Here is an 18,694-nt window from a genome sequence, read left to right as displayed (position 1 = left end):
CAAGGTGGAGCATGTGTTTGCCGGTCTCCGTCACCTGGGCGGCAAGTTCGTGCGCACGATCGGGCAGGCACGGGCCACGGTGGGCATGACGATGATGGCCGCCTGCTACAACATGAAGCGCCTGGCGTCCTTCCTGGACCGGGGAGTGGATGCATTCTTCAAACTCAAAAGCGGCGCCTGCAAGGCACAGGTGCGCCCGCGCACGGCGAACGCATGAGTCGCTGGGGCCGAAAGGCCCCTGAGCACGGGGATCGTCCCCAGGGCAGTTGCTATCGCGCTCCCGAAGCAGGTGAATGTGTGCGGATAGCCTTGATGCTGGGCTCGGATCAGGGGTTGTGAGAGGTTCCCATCATGCTTCGTACGTCGGGTGGCGAGACAAAAGCTCTGACGACGCAACAGAAGGAGTACCTTGACAAGGTAGTTTCAGCTCTCAATGAAGCCATAGTTCATCGGGGGTAATTCTGCTGCCTGACCGTAACGTCACGGTAGGGAGGCTGGGCCGAGGCGCCTTGCGGCTCGCTCAATTTACCGCGGCCCCCTCTGGGGTGCCCACCGCGAACAGCGACAATCAAGGCCTGCTGCGGTCGCTGGGAAGGTGGGATGCTGGGACGGAGGGGACCGAGCGCAGCCCCATCGACAGCGTAGAATCACGGCCTGCGGAGACTTGGGTGAGCGGTTTAAACCAGCAGTCTTGAAAACTGCCGACGGGCAACCGTCCGTGAGTTCGAATCTCACAGTCTCCGCCAGTTCAGCCCCCAGCGGGTGCCGCAACGGCTGTGCGGCTGTGGCGGAAGCGAAAAATCTCGCGCGACATTGGAAACGTGGGCGCCGCTCGCGGCGGCCACTTTCCTCCAGTTCATGGCAGCTGCGCTTCAATCGCCGACTTGTCGATGACGGACCAGACCCGGGCGATCTTGCCATCGCGCAGTTCGTACAACACGTTTTCCGAGAACACGACCCTCCTGCCGTTCACGGGCAGGCCCAGGAACTCGCCCTGTGGCGAGCAGTTGAACCCCAGTCGGCTCCCCACGCAGTTCCCATCGGCGACCAGCAACTCCACTTCGTAGCGAAGGTCAGGGATGCGGGCAAAGTCGTTTTCCAGCATCGCCCGGTAGCCCGTCAGGCCGAGCGGGCGGTCGTTGTGGCGCACGTCGGCCTCGACGAAGTCGCCCAGCCGGGGCCAGTCCTGCGCATTGAGACAAGCGATGTATGCGAGGTAGAAGTCTTGGGTGTTCGTAGCCTGCAATTGCGTTCTCCAACGTGTTTTCGTCCATCGGCTCCCTAGGACTCAGGCAACTGCCGCCCTGCAAGCGGCGGCCTTCCGGCCGTCGTGCCATGCCAAGATAAGGCGCAGGCATCGAGCGGAAGGTGTCAGCAAATGTAAGTTCCAGCGGTTTCAAAGGGGGCCATCGTGGACCTCCAAGCTTCGACAGGACACTCGGCGAATCCGCCGGGCTACAGCGTGAAACAGAACCCATGCGCTGGCGGGGTGAACTCTGCTCGGCCTTGGTGCCAATAATTTTCCTTTGCACTGGCGTGCGCTCCGATGCGTTGCAACGAACGATGCAACCGGACGGACTGCCGCCCCCCACTCACTAGCACCCCAAGGATTTCCATGAATGCTCTCGCCATGACCCGCCGCGCTGCGGCCCTTGCCCTGACTGCCTGCCTGGCCGCCTGCGGAGGCGGCGGCGGAGGAGACGTCTTCGGAGGCGGCGGAAATGGCGGCGGCGGCGGCGGCGGTGGAGGCGTGGACGGTGGTGGCAATGGTGGCGGTGGCGGCAATGGCGGTGGCGGCACCACTCCTCCACCCCAGGTCACCGGCCAGTACATCGTCCAGCCCGCCGCCTCCGGCGCTGCGCTGCTGGCCGCCCTGAACGACCAGGGCTCGCGCGGCTATGCCTACCTGTCGGCCATGGTGACGGGAGGCAGCGCGCAGAACGAGTTCTACGTAACCGATACCGCGCACAGCGGCTCGCGGCTGACCTATGAAACGGTGGCGCAGGCCGACTCGGGCGATGGCCTGGTGGCCCAGCTCAACCAGCAGGGCGCACGCGGCTTCGTCTTCAAGGGGCCCTACATGTCCGGAGACGGCCCGGGCATCAGCCTGCTGACGGTGCGCGACGCGGCGCGCGGCGCCACCTATTCCTACGAGCGGCAGGCCATCTCCGGCAGCCTGGGCAGCGATGCCTTCCAGGCCCAGCTGAACGCAGAAGGCGCTCGGGGCTTCCGGCTGGTCGGCCCGATCGGCGCCGGCCAGGACAGCTTCAACCTCTACGCCAGGGACTCCAGCGCCACCACCTATTCCTACACCGTGATCCCCGTGTCCGGCTCCGGCGGCATGGCCAGCGGCGACGCGCTGCGCCAGCGGCTGAACGAACAGGGTGCGCAGGGCCGCTTCTACCTGGGCGCGTTCTCGCTGCAGGGCGGCGCCATCGGGCAGGTCTTCGAGAAGAGCTCGGCGCAGAACGGCGCCGTCGAATACGACCTGAGCGCCGTCAGCCTGCAGCAGACGGCGGACCAGAAGCTGGCCGCCATGAACCAGCGTGCCGCGCAAGGCTTCTTCTTCGTGAGCGACCTCTCGACCGACGACAGCAGCACCTACACCCTGTCGGCGCGCAACGCGGCCAGCCTGCGCAGCCCGCTGGTCGGCGTCGCCTTCCCGAACTGAGGCAACGCTTTCCTCCGGGGCCCGATTCCAGGACACGGGTGGTGCCGGGCCGACAGCACGTGCTTCAATGGCCCGCCACCACCATGCTGGACGACCGAGGACCGGAAGGAAAGCCCCGCGAGCGGGCGGACCAGGCCACCAGCCAGCCGACCGACAGCAGCGCCAGGACAGCCCAGGGGAGAGACGCAACCCCCTGGGTGTCCAGCAGGACGCCACCCAGCAGGCCTCCGCCGGCAATCGCGCCGTTCCAGGCCACCACGTTCATCGACAGGGCCACGTCGGCGCCATCGCCCGCGGTATCGGCCAGGGCCGTCTGCAGGAAAGTGGCCGCGCCGCCGAACGTCAGCCCCCAGACCGCGACGCCCGCGCAGACGGCCAGGGGCGAAGCCGTCCACAGGCCGAGCGCCAGCGCCGTCAGGGCGAACGCGGCAAGGCTGGCCAGGACGCCCGAGCGCAGGCGGCGATCGACCCATCGGCCGGCGATCCAGATGCTCACCAGCGCGGCGAGCCCGAACAGCAGCAGGACCCTGTCCACCTGGGCCGCCAGGCCGGCGGGAGCCACGAACGGCGCCACGTAGGTGTAGAGGATGTTGTGGGCCAGCATCCATGCGATCACGACGCCCAGGACCGGGCGCACGCCCGGCGTCGTGAACACCCGGCGCAGCGGCATCGGTTCGCGGCCTGACTGGCCCGGATAGTCGGGCACCTTCACCTGCACCCAGACGATCAGCGCCAACGTCAGCAGCGACATGATGCCGAATGCGGTGCGCCAGCCGGCTGCGGCACCGAGCCAGGTTCCGAGCGGGACCCCCAGCGAGAGCGCGACGGGTGTTCCCACCATGGCGATGGCCATGGCGCGCCCCTGCTGGTGCGGCTCGACCATGCGGCGCGCGTAGCCCGCCAGCAGGCTCCAGGCCAGCCCCGCCGCCGTGCCGGCGAAAAAGCGGGACACCAGCGTCAGCCCGTAGTTCGAGGACAGCGCCGTGACGGAGTTGAAGACCAGGAACCCCACGATGGTCAGCAGCAGCACGTTGCGGCGCCGCCAGCCGCGTGTGGCGATGGTCAGGGGAATGGCGGCCAGCAGCGACCCCAGGGCATAGGCCGTCACCATCTGCCCCGCGAACGACTGGGAGACACCCAAGCCTTCACCGATCTGCGGCAGCAGGCCCGCCGGCAGCGTCTCGGTCACGATGCAGATGAAGCCGGTCATGGCCAGGGCCAGCAGGGCCGCTATCGGCAGTCGTCCGGCATCGGCAGGGCATGTCGCGCCCTTGCAGGGAGAGAGGATGGTTTCGGTCATTGCACCACTTTAATATCGATCGGTACAAATGTAGCGATGCCCGCCAACCCTTGTCAACGACTTTTGTATCGACTAGTATTTATCTGGTCCCCCAAAGGAGTTCTTCATGGCGCAAATGGGCCGCCCCCGCAGCTTCGACCGTGACGAGGCCATCCACCAGGCCATGCACATCTTCTGGGAGCATGGCTACGAGTCCACCTCGCTCGCCCAGCTCAAGGCCGGCATCGGCGGGGGCATCACCGCCCCCAGCTTCTACGCGGCGTTCGGCTCCAAGGAGGCGCTGTTCAAGGAGGTCGTGGCGCACTACCTGGCCACGCACGGGCGCGTGGAGGAGAGCCTGTGGGACGGGCGCGTTCCGGCACGCGAAGCCATCGAACGGACCTTGCGCCGCTCGGCGAAGATGCAGAGCGAACGCGGCCACCCCAAGGGCTGCCTGATGGTGCTGTCAGCCGCCGTCTGCTCGCCCGAGCATGCCCACGTGCAGCAACTGCTGGCCAAGGCACGCGCACGCACGCGCGAGGGCATCGCAGCCTGCGTCGAGCGCGCGGTGGAGTCGGGCGAGCTGCCGGCCGGCACGGACGTGCGCGCGCTGGCGATGGTGTTCGGGAGCTTCCTGGTCGGCCTGTCCACCCTGGCACGGGATGGCCTGACGTCGGCGGCCCTGGACAGCGCGGTGACCGAGGTCATGCAGGTCTGGGACGCAGCCGCTCACCGCGCCAGGACCGCGTGACGGAGCGGCATCAACCCCTCTTCGTGATCCGCCGGATCGCGTCGTAGATCTCCTTCTCTGCATCCACCGGATCCACCTCCCCCGCCAGCGCCGCGAAGGACACCGCTTCGGCCACCCCCAGCATGGCGCGCATGGCGGCCGGCTTCAGGGGCTTCTTCGCAAAAGGCTCGAGCGCGCGGCGGCACTTGTCCATGAAGAGGGTTTCATGCTCCTTCTTCAACGCTTCCAGCTCCGGTGAGCCTGTCAGCGCCGCGCTCACGCCCGGCATTTCCCGCCCCATGGTCATGACGCAGTCGACGTAGCTCGCGGCGATGACCTTGGCCACTGCTGGAAGTGTCCTGGCACAGGCGGCAAGGGCCTCGTCCAGCAGGGCATGCTGCCTGCTGTCGTACTCCTCGTAGAGCGCCGCGAGCAGACCGTTGCGCGCCCCGAAATGGTCATAGACGACAGGCTTCGTCACGCCCGCGCGCTCGGCCAGGTAGCCCAGCGTGAGCGCATCGCTGCCTTCGCTGCGGACGATGGACCAGGCGACATCCAGCAGCTGGCGCTGCCGGGCCTCCTTGGGAAGGCGCCGCTGGATCGCACGGCCCGCGTCCGGCTTCGTCGGGTGGTTGGACATCGATAACCTACCAAAGGTAATTTAACCTGCTAACATACCAACGGTAGTTTAAACCCCTCCTCAAGGACCTCCCATGCGCGCCCTCATCGTCGCCAGCCACCCCGATCCACAATCGCTCACCCACGCTGTCGCGCACGCGTTTGCCGAGGGCGTCGAAGAGTCCGGCAAGCACACCACGGAGCTGGCAGACATCGCGGCAGAGGGGTTCCAGCCCGCCTTCAATCCTGCGGACCGGGCCACGTTCCTGTTGCAGGCATCCGCTCCGTCCGACGTCCTGCGCGAGCAGGAGCGCATCGACCGGTCCGATGCGCTGGTGCTTGTGTACCCTGTCTATTGGTGGTCGTTTCCAGGGCAGCTCAAGGGTTGGATCGACCGCGTGTTCTCCAACGGGTGGGCGTATTCGGAAACCCCGGAAGGCGCCATCGAGAAGCGGCTCGGCCGTCTTGCCGTCCACCTGGTCGGGATCGGCGCCGCTGACGAGGGAACGTATGCGCGGCATGGCTACGACGCGGCGCTGCGCACCCAGATCGACCACGGCATCTTCGACTACTGCGGAGCCAGGGTGGTCACTTCCAGGATCCTGTATGGCGTCGATGGCGAGAGCGCTGCATCCCACATCGCCGCGGCGCGGGAGCTGGGCCGCAACGCATTCGCGCAGCACGGCCCGGGTGGCGTCACGGCGTGAGCGTCTCGGGCCAGACCAGCGAGCGGTGCACCTGGGCGCCCGCCATGGCCCCGCTGCCCACGGCCAGCGATACCGAATGGGGCACGCGCGCCACGTCGCCGCAGGCGAACACCCCGGCGACCGACGTCTTGCTCTCCACGTCGGTGCGGACCTGGATGCCCATGGGCGTGTCTTCCAGCGCGCAGCCCATGCCCTCGGCCAGGGCGTTCGATGGCGACGTGCGGGGCGCCGCGAACAGGCCTGCAAAGGGCAGCAGCCGCCCGTCGGCCAGCAGCACGTCGGCATGGCCTGCGATGCGGTCGATGGGCACCGGCTCGATGGCCACGCCCCGGTGTTCCAGTTTCGCGCGGATCCCGGGGCCCACCTCCACGGCTCCGTTGACGAGCAGCGTCACGTCACCCCATTCGGTCAGCAGTTCGGCCTGGTGGAGCGACAGCGGGCTGCTGCCGACGATGCCGATGCGCCCCTGGTTCAGCTCGTAGCCGTGGCAGTACGGGCAATGGAAGACGGACTGCCCCCAGCGCTCGGCCAGGCCCGGTACCGCGGGAAGCTGGTCGGCCACCCCGCTCGCGAACAGGATGCGGCGTGCATGGTGCGAAGTGCCGTCGGCCATCGTGACCACGAATCCGTCCAGTGGCCCCGTGATCGCCCCGGCCCGTCCGTCGCGCCAAGCCAGCGTGGGATAGGCTTCGAGCTGGCGGCGCGCCTGTGCCGCGATCTCGCCCGGTGGCACGCCATCCTGGCCGAGAAACCCGTGTGAGTGGCTGGCGAACCGGTTGCGCCGTTTGCCGGCATCGATCACCAGCACGCCGCGCCGCGCGCGGACCAGTTGCAGGGCCGCGGCCATGCCCGAATAACTTCCGCCGATGACGATGGCGTCATGCTGCATGCTCATTTCCTCGTGCGCCTGACGGCCGCATGCCGGCGCGCGAAGTCGGCGGCGAGATCGGCCAGGGTGATTTCGGAGAAACGCTGGAGCAGCAACGCCTCGGCCTCGGCGAACGTGCCTTCGAGCGCGGCATTCACCGATTGCTCGACCAGGCACTCCGGCGCCTCGTGGCGGTTGCCGATGGCGAACATCGCCGGCTCGCCCAGGGCCTCGTGCAGCTGGCGGAGGGTGACGGCGCGCAGGTCGGCCTGGATGCGCCATCCACCCGCGTGGCCTCTTTCGGACTGGACGATGCCGGCGTCCCGCAGGAAACCCATGGTGCGCCGGACAACGACGGGATTGGTTCCGAGGCACCGGGCCAGGGCGTCGGAGGTCATGGGACCCGGCTGCCCGGCCATGTGCAGCAGGGCGTGGAGGACCGACGAGAGGCGGCTGTCGCGTTTCATGCAACTTATGATGTTTCATTTGAAGCGAGAGGTCAAGCCAGGGCCCGCAAAGCCCCCGCCGTCGGCACTCCGTTGATCTATCGCTCCCTGGGGGGCGCCTGCTTCATGCGGTCTTCATTGGTGGAGCTGCGGGCGCCCTTGAGATGCATTTCGACATCGGCGCCCTTCGTACCCACCTGGGCGACGGCGTCTCTCAACTGGCTCTCGGTCGTGTCCAGTTCCTTGACCCATCGCGCGACGGAATCGGGATCCTCGAGGTTCACGAGGTCTGGCTTGGCTGCGGATGACTGCATGTTCACTCCTGGTCTGGTTGGCGGCATGGCGAGATCCAAGAGTAAGTGGCACCGAGTACCACCGATGTAGGCCGAAGCACCATCGCGGAAGGCGGACAGCGCCGTGCCACTGCCGCGCTCCTGCTGGCGCCACCAGCGCGTCGTGCCATCACCCTACCACTGCCTGCGCCTCCAGCCACCCCGCGAACTTCTGCAGTGCGGGAAACGGGGGGCCGTCACGCCGCGAGCAGAGGAAGTACCCGCGTCCGCAGGACACCTCGATGTCGAACGGCATCACCAGTTCCCCACCCGCCAGCTCGCGCTCCACCAGACAGCAAGGCACGACGGCGGCCCCCATCCCGGCCTTTGCCGCGATGATCAGGTGCATCGTCAGGTCGAACCCCGGCCCGAGCCGCGGCGTGCACGGTGCACCCGCCTTGGCGAACCAGCGCTCCCAGTTGTCGGGAAAGTTGGTGTGGTGGAGCAAGGCGGCGGCCTGCAGATCCTGCGGATCACGGTACCGCTGGCGCAGGCCTGGCGCGCACACCGGGACGAACTCCCGGCCCAGCAGGTAGCGCGTGCGGACATGCGCGGGCCATCTGCGCTGCGGCCGCTTGACTTCGATCCACAGGTCCACGTCGTCCCGCGTGAAATCCTCGTCGTGCTTGAACTGGCGCAGTTCGATCTCGATGCCCGGGTGTTCCACCCTGAACGCGGGCAGCCTGGGCATGAGCCACTGGATGCCCAATGTGGGAATCACGCTCAGCCGTACGCGTTGCGGCGCGGCCGAGCGCCCCATCGTCTCCGCGGCCGATTCCAGCGCGAGCACATGCCGCTCCGTGAGCTTGCGCAACTGCGCGCCCCGCGCCGTCAGGGCCACGCCCGTCACGTAGCGTTCGAAGAGCCGTTCGCCCTGCAGGTGTTCCTCCAGGCGCTGCACTGCACGGCTCACGGCCGCGGGCGTCACGCACAACGCATCGGCTGCGCGGCGAAAGCTGCCGTGCCGGCAGACGGCCAGGAACGCATGCAGTTCCACCAGCGACGGGGAATGGATCTTCATGGCGGGCAATTACACCATGTCAACACCCGAGGCGTATTTGTCGTTTGTTCCCGGCGCTCCGTTTTCTTAACCTCGCGGCATCTTCACCGAGGCACCACATGCAGATCAAGCGACGCGATTTCATGGGCATGGCAGCCGCCGCCACGGCAGCGGGGAGCATGGCGCCGCTGTCCCCGGCGCATGCGCAATCCGCCGCCTATCCCCAGAAGCCCATCACGCTCGTGGTGCCGTTCGCGCCCGGTGGGTTGGTGGACAATTCGGGCCGGCTGATGGCGGACCGCCTGGGCCGCGAACTGGGCGTGCCCGTCGTCGTGGACAACAAGGGCGGCGCGGGCGGCGCGATGGGCTCCGTCTATGTGGCGAGGGCCAGGCCCGACGGGTACACGCTGATCGTGACGTCGCAGAGCACGCACGTGGTCAACCCGGCCGTCAATGCCAACCTGCCCTACGATGCGGTGAAGGACTTCGCGCCCATCACGCTGATCGACCGGCTCGCCAACGTGCTGCTGGTGAATGCCGACCTGCCGGTGCGCTCGTTCGCCGACCTGGTGCAATATGCGCAGGCCCATCCGGGATCGCTGAACTACGCGAGCGCCGGCACCGGATCGGTCTCCCACCTGAGCATGGAGCTTTTGAAAAGCCAGGCGAAGATGCCGATGGCGCACATTCCGTACCGCGGCGCCGGCGTCGCGGTGACCGACCTCATCGCCGGCCAGGTGCAGGTCACCTGGAACAACCTGTCGTCCAACCTGGCGAACATCCGTGCCGGCAAACTGCGCGCCCTGGCCGTGGCCTCTCCGCAGCGGGTGCCGCAGCTTCCCGACGTGCCGACCTTTTCGGAATTGAAGCTGCCGGACCTGAACCTGACATCCTGGACGGGGCTGGCCGCGCCCGCCAGGACCCCGGACGCCATCGTCCAGAAGCTCTACCAGACCATGCGGAAAGTCCTGCAGGACCCTGCGACCCGCCGCGTATGGGAAGACAAGGGCATGATGGTGCCGGAGGACGTGAAGCCCCAGGCCTACCAGGCCGAGATCGCCGAGCGCATCCAGTTCTACCAGCGCATCGCCCAAGCCAACCACATCGTTCTCGAATGACCCGATCCCCAGACCCACGCCGCGCCCATACGCGCATCGACCAGCTGCTGCCCTACGAACAGGAGCTGGTCGCCGTGCGACGGCACCTGCACCAGCACCCGGAACTAGCGTTCGGGGAGCATGCGACATCCGACTTCATCGCGGGCAAGCTCACCGAGTGGGGATACGAGGTCACCCGGGGCATCGGCGGCACGGGCCTGGTCGGCAGCCTCCGCCATGGCGAGGGCACGAAGACCCTGGGCATCCGCGCGGACATGGATGCCCTGCCGATCCAGGAAGCGACGGGCGCTCCGCATGCCAGCTGCATTCCAGGACGGATGCACGCCTGCGGCCACGACGGCCACATGACCATGCTGCTGGGCGCTGCGAAGTACCTGGCCCGGCACCGTGATTTTTCCGGAACGCTGCACCTGATCTTCCAGCCCGCCGAGGAGCGCGGCTTCGACAGCGGCGGAAAGGCGATGGTCGAGGACGGGCTGTTCGAGCGGTTTCCCTGCGATGCGGTGTACGCCCTGCACAACCACCCGGGCGCGGCCCCGGGCCGGTTCCTCGTGCGCAAGGGGCCGTTCATGGCGGCAGGCGACCGGGTGTTCATCCAGGTGATCGGCCTCGGCGGGCACGCGGCCAGGCCCCATCTGGCCGTGGACCCGGTGGTCGCGGCCTCCGCCATCGTCATGGGCCTGCAGACGGTGGTGGCGCGCAATGTCGATCCGTCGGAACCCGCCGTCGTCACGGTGGGCCGCCTCCGTGCCGGGGACGCGCTCAACGTCATTCCCGCGGAGGCCGAAATCGGCATCAGCGTCCGGTCGTTCTCGGCAGAGGTGCGCGCGCTGCTCAAGGAACGCATCACCGCGCTCGTCACGGGCACGGCAGAAGCGCACGGGTGCCGGGCCGAGATCGACTATGTGGAAGGCTACCCGGTGGTCGAGAATGACGCCGGCGCAGCCGAGCTCGCCGCGCAGGTGGCCATCGACCTGGTCGGGCCGGAGGCGGTGGACGCGGAGTTCCCAAAGCTCATGGGCAGCGAGGATTTCGCGTACATGCTGCAGCGCCGCCCGGGGGCGCTCGTGCGCATCGGCAACGGCCCTGCGGAGGGCGGGCGCGGCCTGCACAACCCCAAGTACGACTTCAACGACGGCATCCTGCCCTACGGGGCTGCCTTCTGGTGCCAGTTGGCGGAGCGGTTCTTGCGGTGAGCCCGGACACCATCGCGCTCTCTGCCTACTTCAGCCGCGGCTGCACGGATGATCTTCAGAGTCATTGGTATAGAGCTTCAACCGCACTAGCCGTCGAGCGCCATCAAGCGCTGCGACAATATCGCCAACCTTTCGAGCATGCACAGAAGACATCGAGTTCAGGCTAACGGAGCGGTAGCTCCAGGTGGTGCTGAATAGGAAATTCGCTGTTGGACGCTGAGGTCCGCCGTTTTAAGCGAATGCTCGTTCCCCCTCCGTCGCAAGCCATCACTGGAGAAGAAAAATGATTCGGAAACTGAAGATTCGCGGCTTCAAGTCCATCACTGAACTGGATATCGAGCTGGGTGTGGTGAACTGCTTCATTGGTGCAAACGGCGTAGGCAAGAGCAACGTGCTGGAGGCCCTGGGCGTTCTGGGGGCAGCAGCCAATGGCGCTGTGGACGACGAGGCCCTGCAGCGTCGTGGCGTGCGCCCTGGCTTGCCTCGACTATTCAAATCGTCTTTCCATGACTTTCGTAGTCTGCCGCACATTGGTCTGGAAGCTGTAGCGCAGAGTGGCGCAACTTACAAGGTCAGTTTATTGAACCCGCTGGAGTCTCCAGACCCAGCTTGGTCGTTCAAGACCGAGACGCTGACAGATGGTCGGAGAACCATTCTGACCGACGGGGTCCGCAACAAAATCAATCTCAATCCGAAGGCTGGTCTCGCAGCGCTTAGATTGGTAGAGTTGCCTCCTGAAAGCCCGGCGGCTTTGATGTTGCAACAACTGCAGCAATACGCGATCTACTGTCCCAACACACCCACTTTGCGTGGCATCCTGCCTGACCAACAGACACGCGAACCACTGGGGTTATCAGGAGGACGACTGGCCGAGGCGATATCCGACTTAAAACGTTTCGCTGAAGAATCCCAAGGTGATTTACTGGATGACCTTCTTCGCCTGGTCGATTGGGCTGCGGATGTCGGAACCTCGCGCAGCGTGCAGGCGCTGCTATCCCCATCAGTAGCACGTAGCCAAGAAGTCTTAAAGTTCACCGATCGTTTTATGGCCGCCAGCCGTAACGAACTAACGGCTTTTGATGCCAGCGAAGGTGTACTGTATGTACTGTTTACCGCCGCACTGTGCTTGTCGCCGCGCAGCCCTGCGATGATCGCCATCGACAATCTGGATCAGGCGTTGAATCCGCGGCTGGTCACCGCGTTGACGACGCGGCTGGCGGGCTGGCTGACTCGGGTGCCGTTGGTTGCGAACGACACAGTTGGCCACAGCCGGCAGCTAATGTTTACGGCTCACAACCCTGCGGTACTTGACGGACTAGATCTGGACAATGACGAAGTTCGTCTGTTCGCCGTGGACCGAGACAGCAACGGACACACCGTGGTTCGAAGGCTGAATCCGACACCAGAGTTGAAGGCGCTGAATAGCGATTACCCGCTTTCGCGCTTGTGGACGATGGGGCACCTGGGGGCGGTACCGAATGTCTAGTCCGCTGCGAATTGCCTTGGTCGGCGAAGGCCCGACAGAGCGTGAAGTGATTGAGGCTGCATTGAGGCATGTTCTTGCTCCCCGCACCTTCGTGCTGACACAACTACAGCCCGAAGCGACCAAACCCGATATGGGCACCGGGTGGGGCGGGGTCTTGAAGTGGTGCCAGCAACAGGCAACCCGCAGTAAGCCCAATGGTAGGCCGATCGATGAAGACCCCACCCTATCGAACTTCGACTGCATCGTCATCCAATTGGATGCGGACGTGGCTACGTTCTCCTATGCAGACCTGCGCCCGCCCTACACAGATGCAGACGCCGTCAGCAAAGGCTGGAGGCCTTTGCCATGTCCTGTCCACAGCCCCCCCCGCCCCCCTCCAGTCAGATGACTTGCACGCTGTATTGCTGGCATGGCTGCAACCTGCAGTGCCAGGCTCAAAGACGATAGTGTGCATCCCGGCAATGAATACTGGCGCTTGGCAGGCTGCAGCTAAACTGCCTGACGATCATGCCTTGCTCGCCGATCTCGAATGCAATCTGCGGATTGAACCCCAAATGGCAAGCCTGCCTATCAAACTGCGTGTGGACAAGAAGAAGCGCGCGAGCCGCCTCGCCGCAGCGGATGCCGTCGCCAAGCACTGGAACAGCGTGACCGCCATGTGTACCCGAGCACAGGCCTTCGAGCAAGCCATGCTCCTCGCATTCCCAGTAATTGCAGCCCCCTCCGGGCCAACGGGTTAACTGACTGGCATTGCGGCTATGGCTGGGGTTGACGCCTTGCTGCCCATCCTCAACAGTTCTATGCCGCGGGCTGCTATCGACCCGCGCCCTCTAGCTCCCTCTCAGCGCGTCGAGGGTACTTCGCACTCTATTCGAGCCGCGGCTGCACGATGATCTTCACCGCCGATTCATTGTTGTGGATCAGCGTGTCGAACCCCTTCGCCACCAGGTCCTCCAGCTGGATGCGCTGGGTGATGAAGGGCTCCAGGTTGATCTTTCCCTGCTCGACCAGCCGGATGGTCTCCTGGTGGTCGTTGCAGTAGGCAATGGTGCCGCGCACGTCCAGCTCCTTCATCACCACGCTGTGCACGTTGATAGTGGCCGGGTGGCTCCAGATGGAGACGATCACCACCACGCCCGTAGGCTTCGTCACGGCCACCAGGGTGTCGAGCACCTGGTTGACGCTGGAGCATTCGAAGGCCACGTCCACGCCCTTGCCGTCGGTGAGGCGCATCACCTCGGCCACCACGTCCACTTCGGAGGGGTCGAGGATGTGGTCGGCCACGCCGGACTCTTGCGCCTTCTGCTTGCGCCTGGCGCTCAGCTCGGTGACGATGACTTTGAGCCCCTTGGCCTTCAGGATGGCGGACAGCAGCAGGCCGATGGGGCCGGCGCCACCCACCAGTGCCACGTCACCCGCTTTGGCGCCGCTGCGGGTGTAGGCATGGTGGCCCACCGAGAGCGGCTCGATCAGCGCGGCCTGGTCCAGCGGAATCGCGTCGGAGATGGGATGCACCCAGCGGCGCTTCACGGCGATCCGTTCGGAGAGACCACCGCCGCGCCCGCCCAGGCCTATGAAGTTCATGTTCTTCGACAGGTGGTAGTGGTCGCCCGGGCCCGTGGGCACGTCGTCGGCCACGATGTATGGCTCCACCACGACGTGCTGGCCGACCTGGATGTCTGTCACACCTTCACCCACGGCATAGACCACGCCGGAGAATTCATGGCCCATGGTGACGGGGGCGGATTCGCCCGAGATGGGATGCGGGTGGCCGCAGGGCGGGATGAAGATCGGCCCTTCCATGAATTCGTGCAGGTCGGTGCCGCAGATGCCGCACCAGGCCACTTCGATGCCCACGGTACCGGGCTCCACCACGGGTTCGGGAATGTCTTCGATGCGGATGTCGCCGCGGTCGTGGAAACGTGCTGCTTTCATGATTCAACTTTCTGATTGGTCAGGTGGGGGGGACAGGACGGCACACTGCCGTCCATCGTGATCCGGCGGGCACATTCGGCCCTTGCGCTAGCGCAAGTGGTGCACCTGCTGCAGGCCATAGACCTGCACGGGCAGGCCTTCCTGGCGCGCCTTGAGCTGCAGCGCCAGGTACAGGGAGTAGTGGCGCGACTGGTGCAGGTTGCCGCCATGGAACCACAGGGCCTCCTGCTGCGTGGGCTTCCACATGTTGCGCTGCTCGCCTTCCCATGGCCCCGGGTCCCTGGTGGTGTCGGAGCCCAGGCCCCAGACCTTGCCCACCTTGTCCGCCACCTCCTGGCTGATCAGGTCGGCCACCCAGCCGTTCATGGAGCCATAGCCGGTCGCATAGACCACCAGGTCCGCCGGCAGCTCGGTGCCATCGTCCAGCACCACGGCGTTCTCCGACAGGTGGCTGATCTCCTTGCCCGCCTGGAGCTTGATGCTGCCGTCGATCACCAGGTCGCAGGCCCCCACGTCGATGTAGTAGCCCGAGGCGCGGCGCAGGTACTTCATGAACAGGCCCGAGTCGTCGTCGCCGAAGTCCAGCATGAAGCCGGTCGCTTCGAGCTTGCGGTAGAACTCCGCGTCGCGCTCGCGGATGCGGTCGTACACCGGCACCTGGAAGTCGGCCATGATGCGGTAGGGCAGCGAGGCGAAGGTGAGGTCGGCCTTCCTGGTGGTCATGCCGCCGGCCACGGCGCGCTCCGAATACAGGTCGCCCAGGCCGATCTCCATCAGCGAATCGGAGCGCACGATGTGCGTGGACGAGCGCTGCACCATGGTGACGTCGGCGCCGTGCTCCCACAGGGCCGCGCAGATGTCGTGCGCGGAATTGTTGGCGCCGATCACCACCACCTTCCTGCCGGCATAGGCGTCCGGGCCGGGGTGCTGCGACGAGTGCTGCTGCTCGCCCCGGAACACCTCCTGGCCCTGGATCCTGGGCACGTTGGCCTTGCCGGACATGCCGGTGGCGAACACCAGGTGCTTCGGACGCAGCACCAGCGTCTCGCCATCGCGCTCCACGGTGACTTCCCATTCCTGCCTGTCTTCATCGAAGCGGGCGTTCAGGCACGTGGTGGACGGCCAGTAGTTCACCTCCATCACCCGGGTGTACATCTCCAGCCAGTCGCCGATCTTGTCCTTGGGCGCGAACACGGGCCAGTTGTCCGGAAACGGCAGGTAGGGCAGGTGGTCGTACCAGACGGGATCGTGCAGGCACAGCGACTTGTAGCGATTGCGCCATTGGTCGCCCGGGCGCGCGTGGCGGTCGATGACGATGTGCGATACGCCCAGCTGGCGCAGCCGCGCGCCCAGCGCGATGCCGCCCTGCCCTCCGCCGATGACCAGCACGAAAGGTTGCGTGTCACGGCCCAGTTCCTCGGCTTCTTTCTGGCGGCGCTCCTGCCAGGTCTGGCGGCCGCGCCGGATGCCGTGTTCGGCCCCCATGGGGCGGCGCGTGCCCAGGGGTTCTTCATGCCCCTTCAGTTCCTGGGCGGCCGTGAGCAGCGTCCAGATGCGCCCGTCCCGGATGCGCACATGGCCGCCTCCGCGCGCATGCCGCGTGTCGATCACGATCCAGGCGGACACCACGCCATCGGTCTCCTCCACCGTCTCGCGCTCGTCGAGCGCAAAGCGCACGGGCGCGGCGGCATCCAGCTGCGCGGCCAGCATGCCGGCGATCTGGCCCTGCCCTTCCAGGGTCTTGATGTTCCAGGTGAGCAGCACGAGGTCGCGCCAGTAGCACTCCCCGGCGAACAGGCGGCTCGCGACCGTGAAGTCGCGGTCCGCCAGAGCGCGGTTGAGTCGGTCGAGCAGCGCCTGGGCGCGGGCTGCAGCCGTCGTATCGGTCATCGTTGTCTCCTTGGATAGTGGTCGTGCCCGCTGGTTTTTTGTCCGGGCAGCGTTGCTCAAGGCAACCGCCATGCCAGATCCGCCAGGCCCTGCCGACCTGCACCGAATGCCAGGCAAATCAAGGGGTTGGGAGCGCACCTCTGGTGCAAACCCTTCGTCGCCTGCCCGGCAGACCACGGTCGCTGCATGCGACAGGCGGCGCACCGTGCGACACCTGTCGCATTCCGCGTGCTGCAGCGCAGCAGGTGCAATGGGTAAATCTCGATGGGCGCGGCACGGCACCGGGCACACAATCCCCACGGCACGTTCCAAGACAAGACCGCATCGACTCCACGCCATGCCTCTGCAGTCCTACACCTCGCACGTCCAGGAAATCGAAGCCTTCGGCTCGGGCTACCCCACGGGCAGCCAGGATCGCGACCGCGCCGTGCTGCGCAGCTGGCGCCGCTGCATCGACCACCATCGGCTCGATCCGGCGCAAACCAGCGAAGCCCACATCGTTCCCGATGGCGAGCTGCGCGCACACCGTGAAGAATCCGGCCCGCTGATCCACATCGCCCGCCATGCGCTGGAGCGGCTCTACCAGCAGCTCAAGGGCCTGGACTACGTGCTGCTGCTGGCGGACCGGCACGGCGTGGCGGTGGACTTCCTGGGGCACGAAGCCGACACCGGCGACCTGCGCCGCGCGGGCCTGTACCTGGGTGCGCAATGGCGCGAGGAGCATTCCGGCACCTCGGCCGTGGGGGCCTGCCTGGCAACGGGCGAAGCGCTGACCGTGCACCAGAGCGACCATTTCGATTTCACGCACACCCGCCTGTCCTGCACCGCCGCGCCCATCTACGACCTGCGCGGCGAACTCGCTGCGGTGCTCGACCTGTCGCTGCTGCGCTCCCCCGCCGAGCGGGCCAGCCAGAACCTGGCGCTCAACCTCGTCGCGGCCGCGGCGCGGCGCGTGGAGCACGCCAACCTGATGGCGCAGTCCGGCCACGACTGGGTGGTGCGCCTGGCACAGTCGCCCGATTTTCTCGACGTCGATCCCGACGCCTCCATCAGCGTCGATGCACGCGGCCGCATCCGCGCCATGACCCACGCGGGCGCACGCCTGCTGGCAGCCGCCGCACACCTGGACTGGCGCCAGCGCCACACACTCATCGGCCAGCCGCTGGAGCGTTTTTTCGACGTGGACCTGCGCCACCTGCCCGAGCTGCGCCGCAACCGCCCCGCGCAGGAGCGCATCATCCGCGCCCGCGACGGCAGCATCCTCTTCGCCCATGCCATGGAGCCCCAGCGCCGGGTGGGCCATGCGCCCGCGCAGGCCACGCCGGCCGAGCCCCCGCTGCCCCCGGCACTGCAGGCGCTGGACACGGGCGATGCGGCACTGCGGGCGCTGCTGCGCAAGGCGGCCCGGCTCGCGCCGCAGACGCTGCCCATCCTGGTGCAGGGGGAGACCGGCTCGGGCAAGGAATACCTGGCCCGCGCGCTGCATGCCGCCAGCGGCCGCAGCGGCGCCTTCATCGCCATCAATTGCGCGGCCATTCCCGAGGCGCTGCTGGAAAGCGAGCTGTTCGGCTACCTGCCCGGCACCTGGACTGGGGCAGCAGCCAGGGGCCGCGAGGGCCTGATCGCCGCGGCGCACGAAGGCACGCTGTTTCTCGACGAGATCGGCGACATGCCACCGGCCCTGCAGGCCAAGCTGCTGCGGGTGCTGTCCGAATCCGAAATCACCCCGCTGGGCGCCCGCGCGCCACAGGCGGTGTCCGTGCGCTTCATCTCGGCATCGCACCGCCCGCTGGCCGAACTGGCGCGCCGCGGCAGCTTCCGCGAGGACCTGCTGTACCGGCTCAACGCCGCCGAACTGCCACTGCCTGCGCTGCGCCAGCGCAGCGACCTGCAGGTGATCGCCGACCGGATGCTGGCCAACCTGGGCAGCCACCTGCACCTGGGCGACGCGGCCCGCTCCGTGCTGGCCGCGCATGCCTGGCCCGGCAACCTGCGCGAGCTGCACAACGCGCTGCGCTACGCCGCTGCCCTGTGCGGGGAGGATGGCGACGGCACCATCGAGCCCGGACACCTGCCTGATGCGCTGCGCGGCATGCCACCCGGCACGGCCTTGGCCAGCCCCACCGGCGAGCCCGCCGCGCAGGCGCTGGAGCAGTTGCTCGAACAATGCCAGGGCAACGTCTCGGAGGCCGCGCGCCAGCTCGGCGTCAGCCGCTCCACCATCCACCGCCGCATCCAGCAGCTGCAGCTGGGCGTGCGGCATGCCCGCTGGCGATGAGCCGCCCGATTGGCTCGCGCAACGCATAAGCATAGTCACGAATCTTCGTTCCGGCCGCGCCACCTGCCGCCTACAGTCCTGGAAGGCTTTCCATCCGCCCTTCCCTGCCGTTCCTTGCCATCACGGCACCGCCCCGCTCC

The 18,694-nt window shown here is 66.7% G+C and carries 18 protein-coding genes, 1 tRNA gene and 1 pseudogene; 10 read left to right on the top strand and 10 right to left on the bottom strand.

The features are described from left to right. From BLR05_RS02745 to BLR05_RS02740, 3 genes and pseudogenes are all read left to right on the top strand, one after another. Nucleotides 1-217, top strand: a pseudogene (locus BLR05_RS02745) (IS5/IS1182 family transposase); the annotation flags it as partial. 134 nt (nucleotides 218-351) lie between these two features. After that, nucleotides 352-459 (top strand): DUF6232 family protein, encoded by a 108-nt coding sequence (locus BLR05_RS27575; protein WP_353615656.1) that lies wholly within the window; start codon nucleotides 352-354, stop codon nucleotides 457-459. A 199-nt stretch (nucleotides 460-658) separates the two neighbouring features. Next, a tRNA-Ser gene (locus BLR05_RS02740) sits at nucleotides 659-746 on the top strand. A 110-nt stretch (nucleotides 747-856) separates the two neighbouring features. On the opposite strand, the gene BLR05_RS02735 is transcribed toward BLR05_RS02740, so the two are convergent. Beyond that, nucleotides 857-1,246 (bottom strand): ester cyclase, encoded by a 390-nt coding sequence (locus tag BLR05_RS02735; RefSeq protein ID WP_092832155.1) that lies wholly within the window; start codon nucleotides 1,244-1,246, stop codon nucleotides 857-859. A gap of 369 nt (nucleotides 1,247-1,615) precedes the next feature. On the opposite strand from BLR05_RS02735, the gene BLR05_RS26735 reads away from it, so the two are divergent. Continuing rightward, the gene (locus tag BLR05_RS26735; RefSeq protein ID WP_196289140.1) at nucleotides 1,616-2,671 is read left to right on the top strand and encodes a hypothetical protein; all 1,056 of its coding nucleotides are present in this window, start codon (nucleotides 1,616-1,618) and stop codon (nucleotides 2,669-2,671) included. 64 nt (nucleotides 2,672-2,735) lie between these two features. Here the strand turns inward: BLR05_RS26735 and BLR05_RS02720 are convergent, their stop codons facing one another. Next, complete coding sequence (locus BLR05_RS02720) at nucleotides 2,736-3,971, bottom strand: MFS transporter (RefSeq protein ID WP_092832152.1); 1,236 nt, start codon at nucleotides 3,969-3,971, stop codon at nucleotides 2,736-2,738. Between the two features lie 106 nt (nucleotides 3,972-4,077). On the opposite strand from BLR05_RS02720, the gene BLR05_RS02715 reads away from it, so the two are divergent. Beyond that, nucleotides 4,078-4,701, top strand: a complete 624-nt coding sequence (locus BLR05_RS02715; protein ID WP_092832151.1) for a TetR/AcrR family transcriptional regulator — start codon at nucleotides 4,078-4,080, stop codon at nucleotides 4,699-4,701. A 10-nt stretch (nucleotides 4,702-4,711) separates the two neighbouring features. Here the strand turns inward: BLR05_RS02715 and BLR05_RS02710 are convergent, their stop codons facing one another. Next, nucleotides 4,712-5,320, bottom strand: a complete 609-nt coding sequence (locus BLR05_RS02710) for a TetR/AcrR family transcriptional regulator (RefSeq protein ID WP_092832150.1) — start codon at nucleotides 5,318-5,320, stop codon at nucleotides 4,712-4,714. Nucleotides 5,321-5,393: 73 nt separating this feature from the next. Here BLR05_RS02710 and BLR05_RS02705 point away from each other — a divergent pair, with 73 nt between their 5' ends. Continuing rightward, nucleotides 5,394-6,005 carry an NAD(P)H-dependent oxidoreductase gene (locus BLR05_RS02705; protein ID WP_092832149.1) on the top strand — a complete coding sequence of 204 codons (612 nt, stop codon included), beginning with the start codon at nucleotides 5,394-5,396 and terminating at the stop codon, nucleotides 6,003-6,005. On the opposite strand, the gene BLR05_RS02700 is transcribed toward BLR05_RS02705, so the two are convergent. The 4 genes from BLR05_RS02700 to BLR05_RS02685 form a co-directional block, all read right to left on the bottom strand. Further along, nucleotides 5,995-6,894: an NAD(P)/FAD-dependent oxidoreductase gene (locus BLR05_RS02700; RefSeq protein ID WP_092832148.1), complete on the bottom strand. Its 900-nt coding sequence runs from the start codon at nucleotides 6,892-6,894 to the stop codon at nucleotides 5,995-5,997. The genes BLR05_RS02705 and BLR05_RS02700 overlap by 11 nt on opposite strands. A 2-nt stretch (nucleotides 6,895-6,896) precedes the next feature. After that, complete coding sequence (locus BLR05_RS02695) at nucleotides 6,897-7,340, bottom strand: RrF2 family transcriptional regulator (RefSeq protein WP_092832147.1); 444 nt, start codon at nucleotides 7,338-7,340, stop codon at nucleotides 6,897-6,899. A 77-nt stretch (nucleotides 7,341-7,417) separates the two neighbouring features. Next, complete coding sequence (locus tag BLR05_RS02690; RefSeq protein ID WP_092832146.1) at nucleotides 7,418-7,633, bottom strand: DUF3606 domain-containing protein; 216 nt, start codon at nucleotides 7,631-7,633, stop codon at nucleotides 7,418-7,420. 148 nt (nucleotides 7,634-7,781) lie between these two features. Next, a complete protein-coding gene (locus BLR05_RS02685; protein ID WP_092832145.1) occupies nucleotides 7,782-8,672 on the bottom strand; it encodes a LysR substrate-binding domain-containing protein in 891 nt (296 codons plus the stop codon). Nucleotides 8,673-8,770: 98 nt separating this feature from the next. Between BLR05_RS02685 and BLR05_RS02680 the strand changes: the two genes are divergently transcribed. From BLR05_RS02680 to BLR05_RS02670, 3 genes are all read left to right on the top strand, one after another. After that, the gene (locus BLR05_RS02680) at nucleotides 8,771-9,769 is read left to right on the top strand and encodes a Bug family tripartite tricarboxylate transporter substrate binding protein (RefSeq protein WP_092832144.1); all 999 of its coding nucleotides are present in this window, start codon (nucleotides 8,771-8,773) and stop codon (nucleotides 9,767-9,769) included. Then, on the top strand, nucleotides 9,766-10,965 hold the full coding sequence (locus BLR05_RS02675; RefSeq protein WP_092832143.1) for a M20 aminoacylase family protein: 1,200 nt from the start codon (nucleotides 9,766-9,768) through the stop codon (nucleotides 10,963-10,965). Before BLR05_RS02680 ends, BLR05_RS02675 begins: the two co-directional genes overlap by 4 nt. Before the next feature lie 283 nt (nucleotides 10,966-11,248). Then, nucleotides 11,249-12,451 (top strand): AAA family ATPase, encoded by a 1,203-nt coding sequence (locus BLR05_RS02670; RefSeq protein ID WP_092832142.1) that lies wholly within the window; start codon nucleotides 11,249-11,251, stop codon nucleotides 12,449-12,451. Between the two features lie 434 nt (nucleotides 12,452-12,885). Here the strand turns inward: BLR05_RS02670 and BLR05_RS25645 are convergent, their stop codons facing one another. The 3 genes from BLR05_RS25645 to BLR05_RS02660 all read right to left on the bottom strand — a co-directional run bounded on the left by BLR05_RS25645 (nucleotide 12,886) and on the right by BLR05_RS02660 (nucleotide 16,276). Beyond that, complete coding sequence (locus BLR05_RS25645) at nucleotides 12,886-13,137, bottom strand: hypothetical protein (protein WP_143015848.1); 252 nt, start codon at nucleotides 13,135-13,137, stop codon at nucleotides 12,886-12,888. Nucleotides 13,138-13,318: 181 nt separating this feature from the next. Continuing rightward, entirely contained in the window at nucleotides 13,319-14,386 is a 1,068-nt protein-coding gene (locus BLR05_RS02665) for a 2,3-butanediol dehydrogenase (protein ID WP_092832141.1), read from the bottom strand. A gap of 87 nt (nucleotides 14,387-14,473) precedes the next feature. Further along, nucleotides 14,474-16,276 carry an NAD(P)/FAD-dependent oxidoreductase gene (locus BLR05_RS02660; protein WP_092832140.1) on the bottom strand — a complete coding sequence of 601 codons (1,803 nt, stop codon included), beginning with the start codon at nucleotides 16,274-16,276 and terminating at the stop codon, nucleotides 14,474-14,476. A gap of 337 nt (nucleotides 16,277-16,613) precedes the next feature. On the opposite strand from BLR05_RS02660, the gene BLR05_RS02655 reads away from it, so the two are divergent. Beyond that, a complete protein-coding gene (locus BLR05_RS02655; protein WP_092832139.1) occupies nucleotides 16,614-18,554 on the top strand; it encodes a sigma-54-dependent Fis family transcriptional regulator in 1,941 nt (646 codons plus the stop codon). Nucleotides 18,555-18,694 lie beyond the last annotated feature (140 nt).

The organism is Paracidovorax cattleyae, from assembly GCF_900104515.1.
GTDB classification, from domain to species: domain Bacteria; phylum Pseudomonadota; class Gammaproteobacteria; order Burkholderiales; family Burkholderiaceae_C; genus Paracidovorax; species Paracidovorax cattleyae.
The sequence above is the reverse complement of the archived record's forward strand: the minus strand, read 5'-3'. Positions and strand labels throughout refer to the sequence as shown.

What these genes read in the sequence shown, in the direction of transcription:
- BLR05_RS27575 (WP_353615656.1), top strand. Translation starts at nt 352, where the DNA reads ATGCTTCGTACGTCGGGTGGCGAGACAAAAGCTCTGACGACGCAACAG.
- BLR05_RS26735 (WP_196289140.1), top strand. Translation starts at nt 1,616, where the DNA reads ATGAATGCTCTCGCCATGACCCGCCGCGCTGCGGCCCTTGCCCTGACT.
- BLR05_RS02720 (WP_092832152.1), bottom strand. Translation starts at nt 3,971, where the DNA reads ATGACCGAAACCATCCTCTCTCCCTGCAAGGGCGCGACATGCCCTGCC.
- BLR05_RS02715 (WP_092832151.1), top strand. Translation starts at nt 4,078, where the DNA reads ATGGCGCAAATGGGCCGCCCCCGCAGCTTCGACCGTGACGAGGCCATC.
- BLR05_RS02710 (WP_092832150.1), bottom strand. Translation starts at nt 5,320, where the DNA reads ATGTCCAACCACCCGACGAAGCCGGACGCGGGCCGTGCGATCCAGCGG.
- BLR05_RS02705 (WP_092832149.1), top strand. Translation starts at nt 5,394, where the DNA reads ATGCGCGCCCTCATCGTCGCCAGCCACCCCGATCCACAATCGCTCACC.
- BLR05_RS02700 (WP_092832148.1), bottom strand. Translation starts at nt 6,894, where the DNA reads ATGCAGCATGACGCCATCGTCATCGGCGGAAGTTATTCGGGCATGGCC.
- BLR05_RS02695 (WP_092832147.1), bottom strand. Translation starts at nt 7,340, where the DNA reads ATGAAACGCGACAGCCGCCTCTCGTCGGTCCTCCACGCCCTGCTGCAC.
- BLR05_RS02690 (WP_092832146.1), bottom strand. Translation starts at nt 7,633, where the DNA reads ATGCAGTCATCCGCAGCCAAGCCAGACCTCGTGAACCTCGAGGATCCC.
- BLR05_RS02685 (WP_092832145.1), bottom strand. Translation starts at nt 8,672, where the DNA reads ATGAAGATCCATTCCCCGTCGCTGGTGGAACTGCATGCGTTCCTGGCC.
- BLR05_RS02680 (WP_092832144.1), top strand. Translation starts at nt 8,771, where the DNA reads ATGCAGATCAAGCGACGCGATTTCATGGGCATGGCAGCCGCCGCCACG.
- BLR05_RS02675 (WP_092832143.1), top strand. Translation starts at nt 9,766, where the DNA reads ATGACCCGATCCCCAGACCCACGCCGCGCCCATACGCGCATCGACCAG.
- BLR05_RS02670 (WP_092832142.1), top strand. Translation starts at nt 11,249, where the DNA reads ATGATTCGGAAACTGAAGATTCGCGGCTTCAAGTCCATCACTGAACTG.
- BLR05_RS02665 (WP_092832141.1), bottom strand. Translation starts at nt 14,386, where the DNA reads ATGAAAGCAGCACGTTTCCACGACCGCGGCGACATCCGCATCGAAGAC.
- BLR05_RS02660 (WP_092832140.1), bottom strand. Translation starts at nt 16,276, where the DNA reads ATGACCGATACGACGGCTGCAGCCCGCGCCCAGGCGCTGCTCGACCGA.
- BLR05_RS02655 (WP_092832139.1), top strand. Translation starts at nt 16,614, where the DNA reads ATGCCTCTGCAGTCCTACACCTCGCACGTCCAGGAAATCGAAGCCTTC.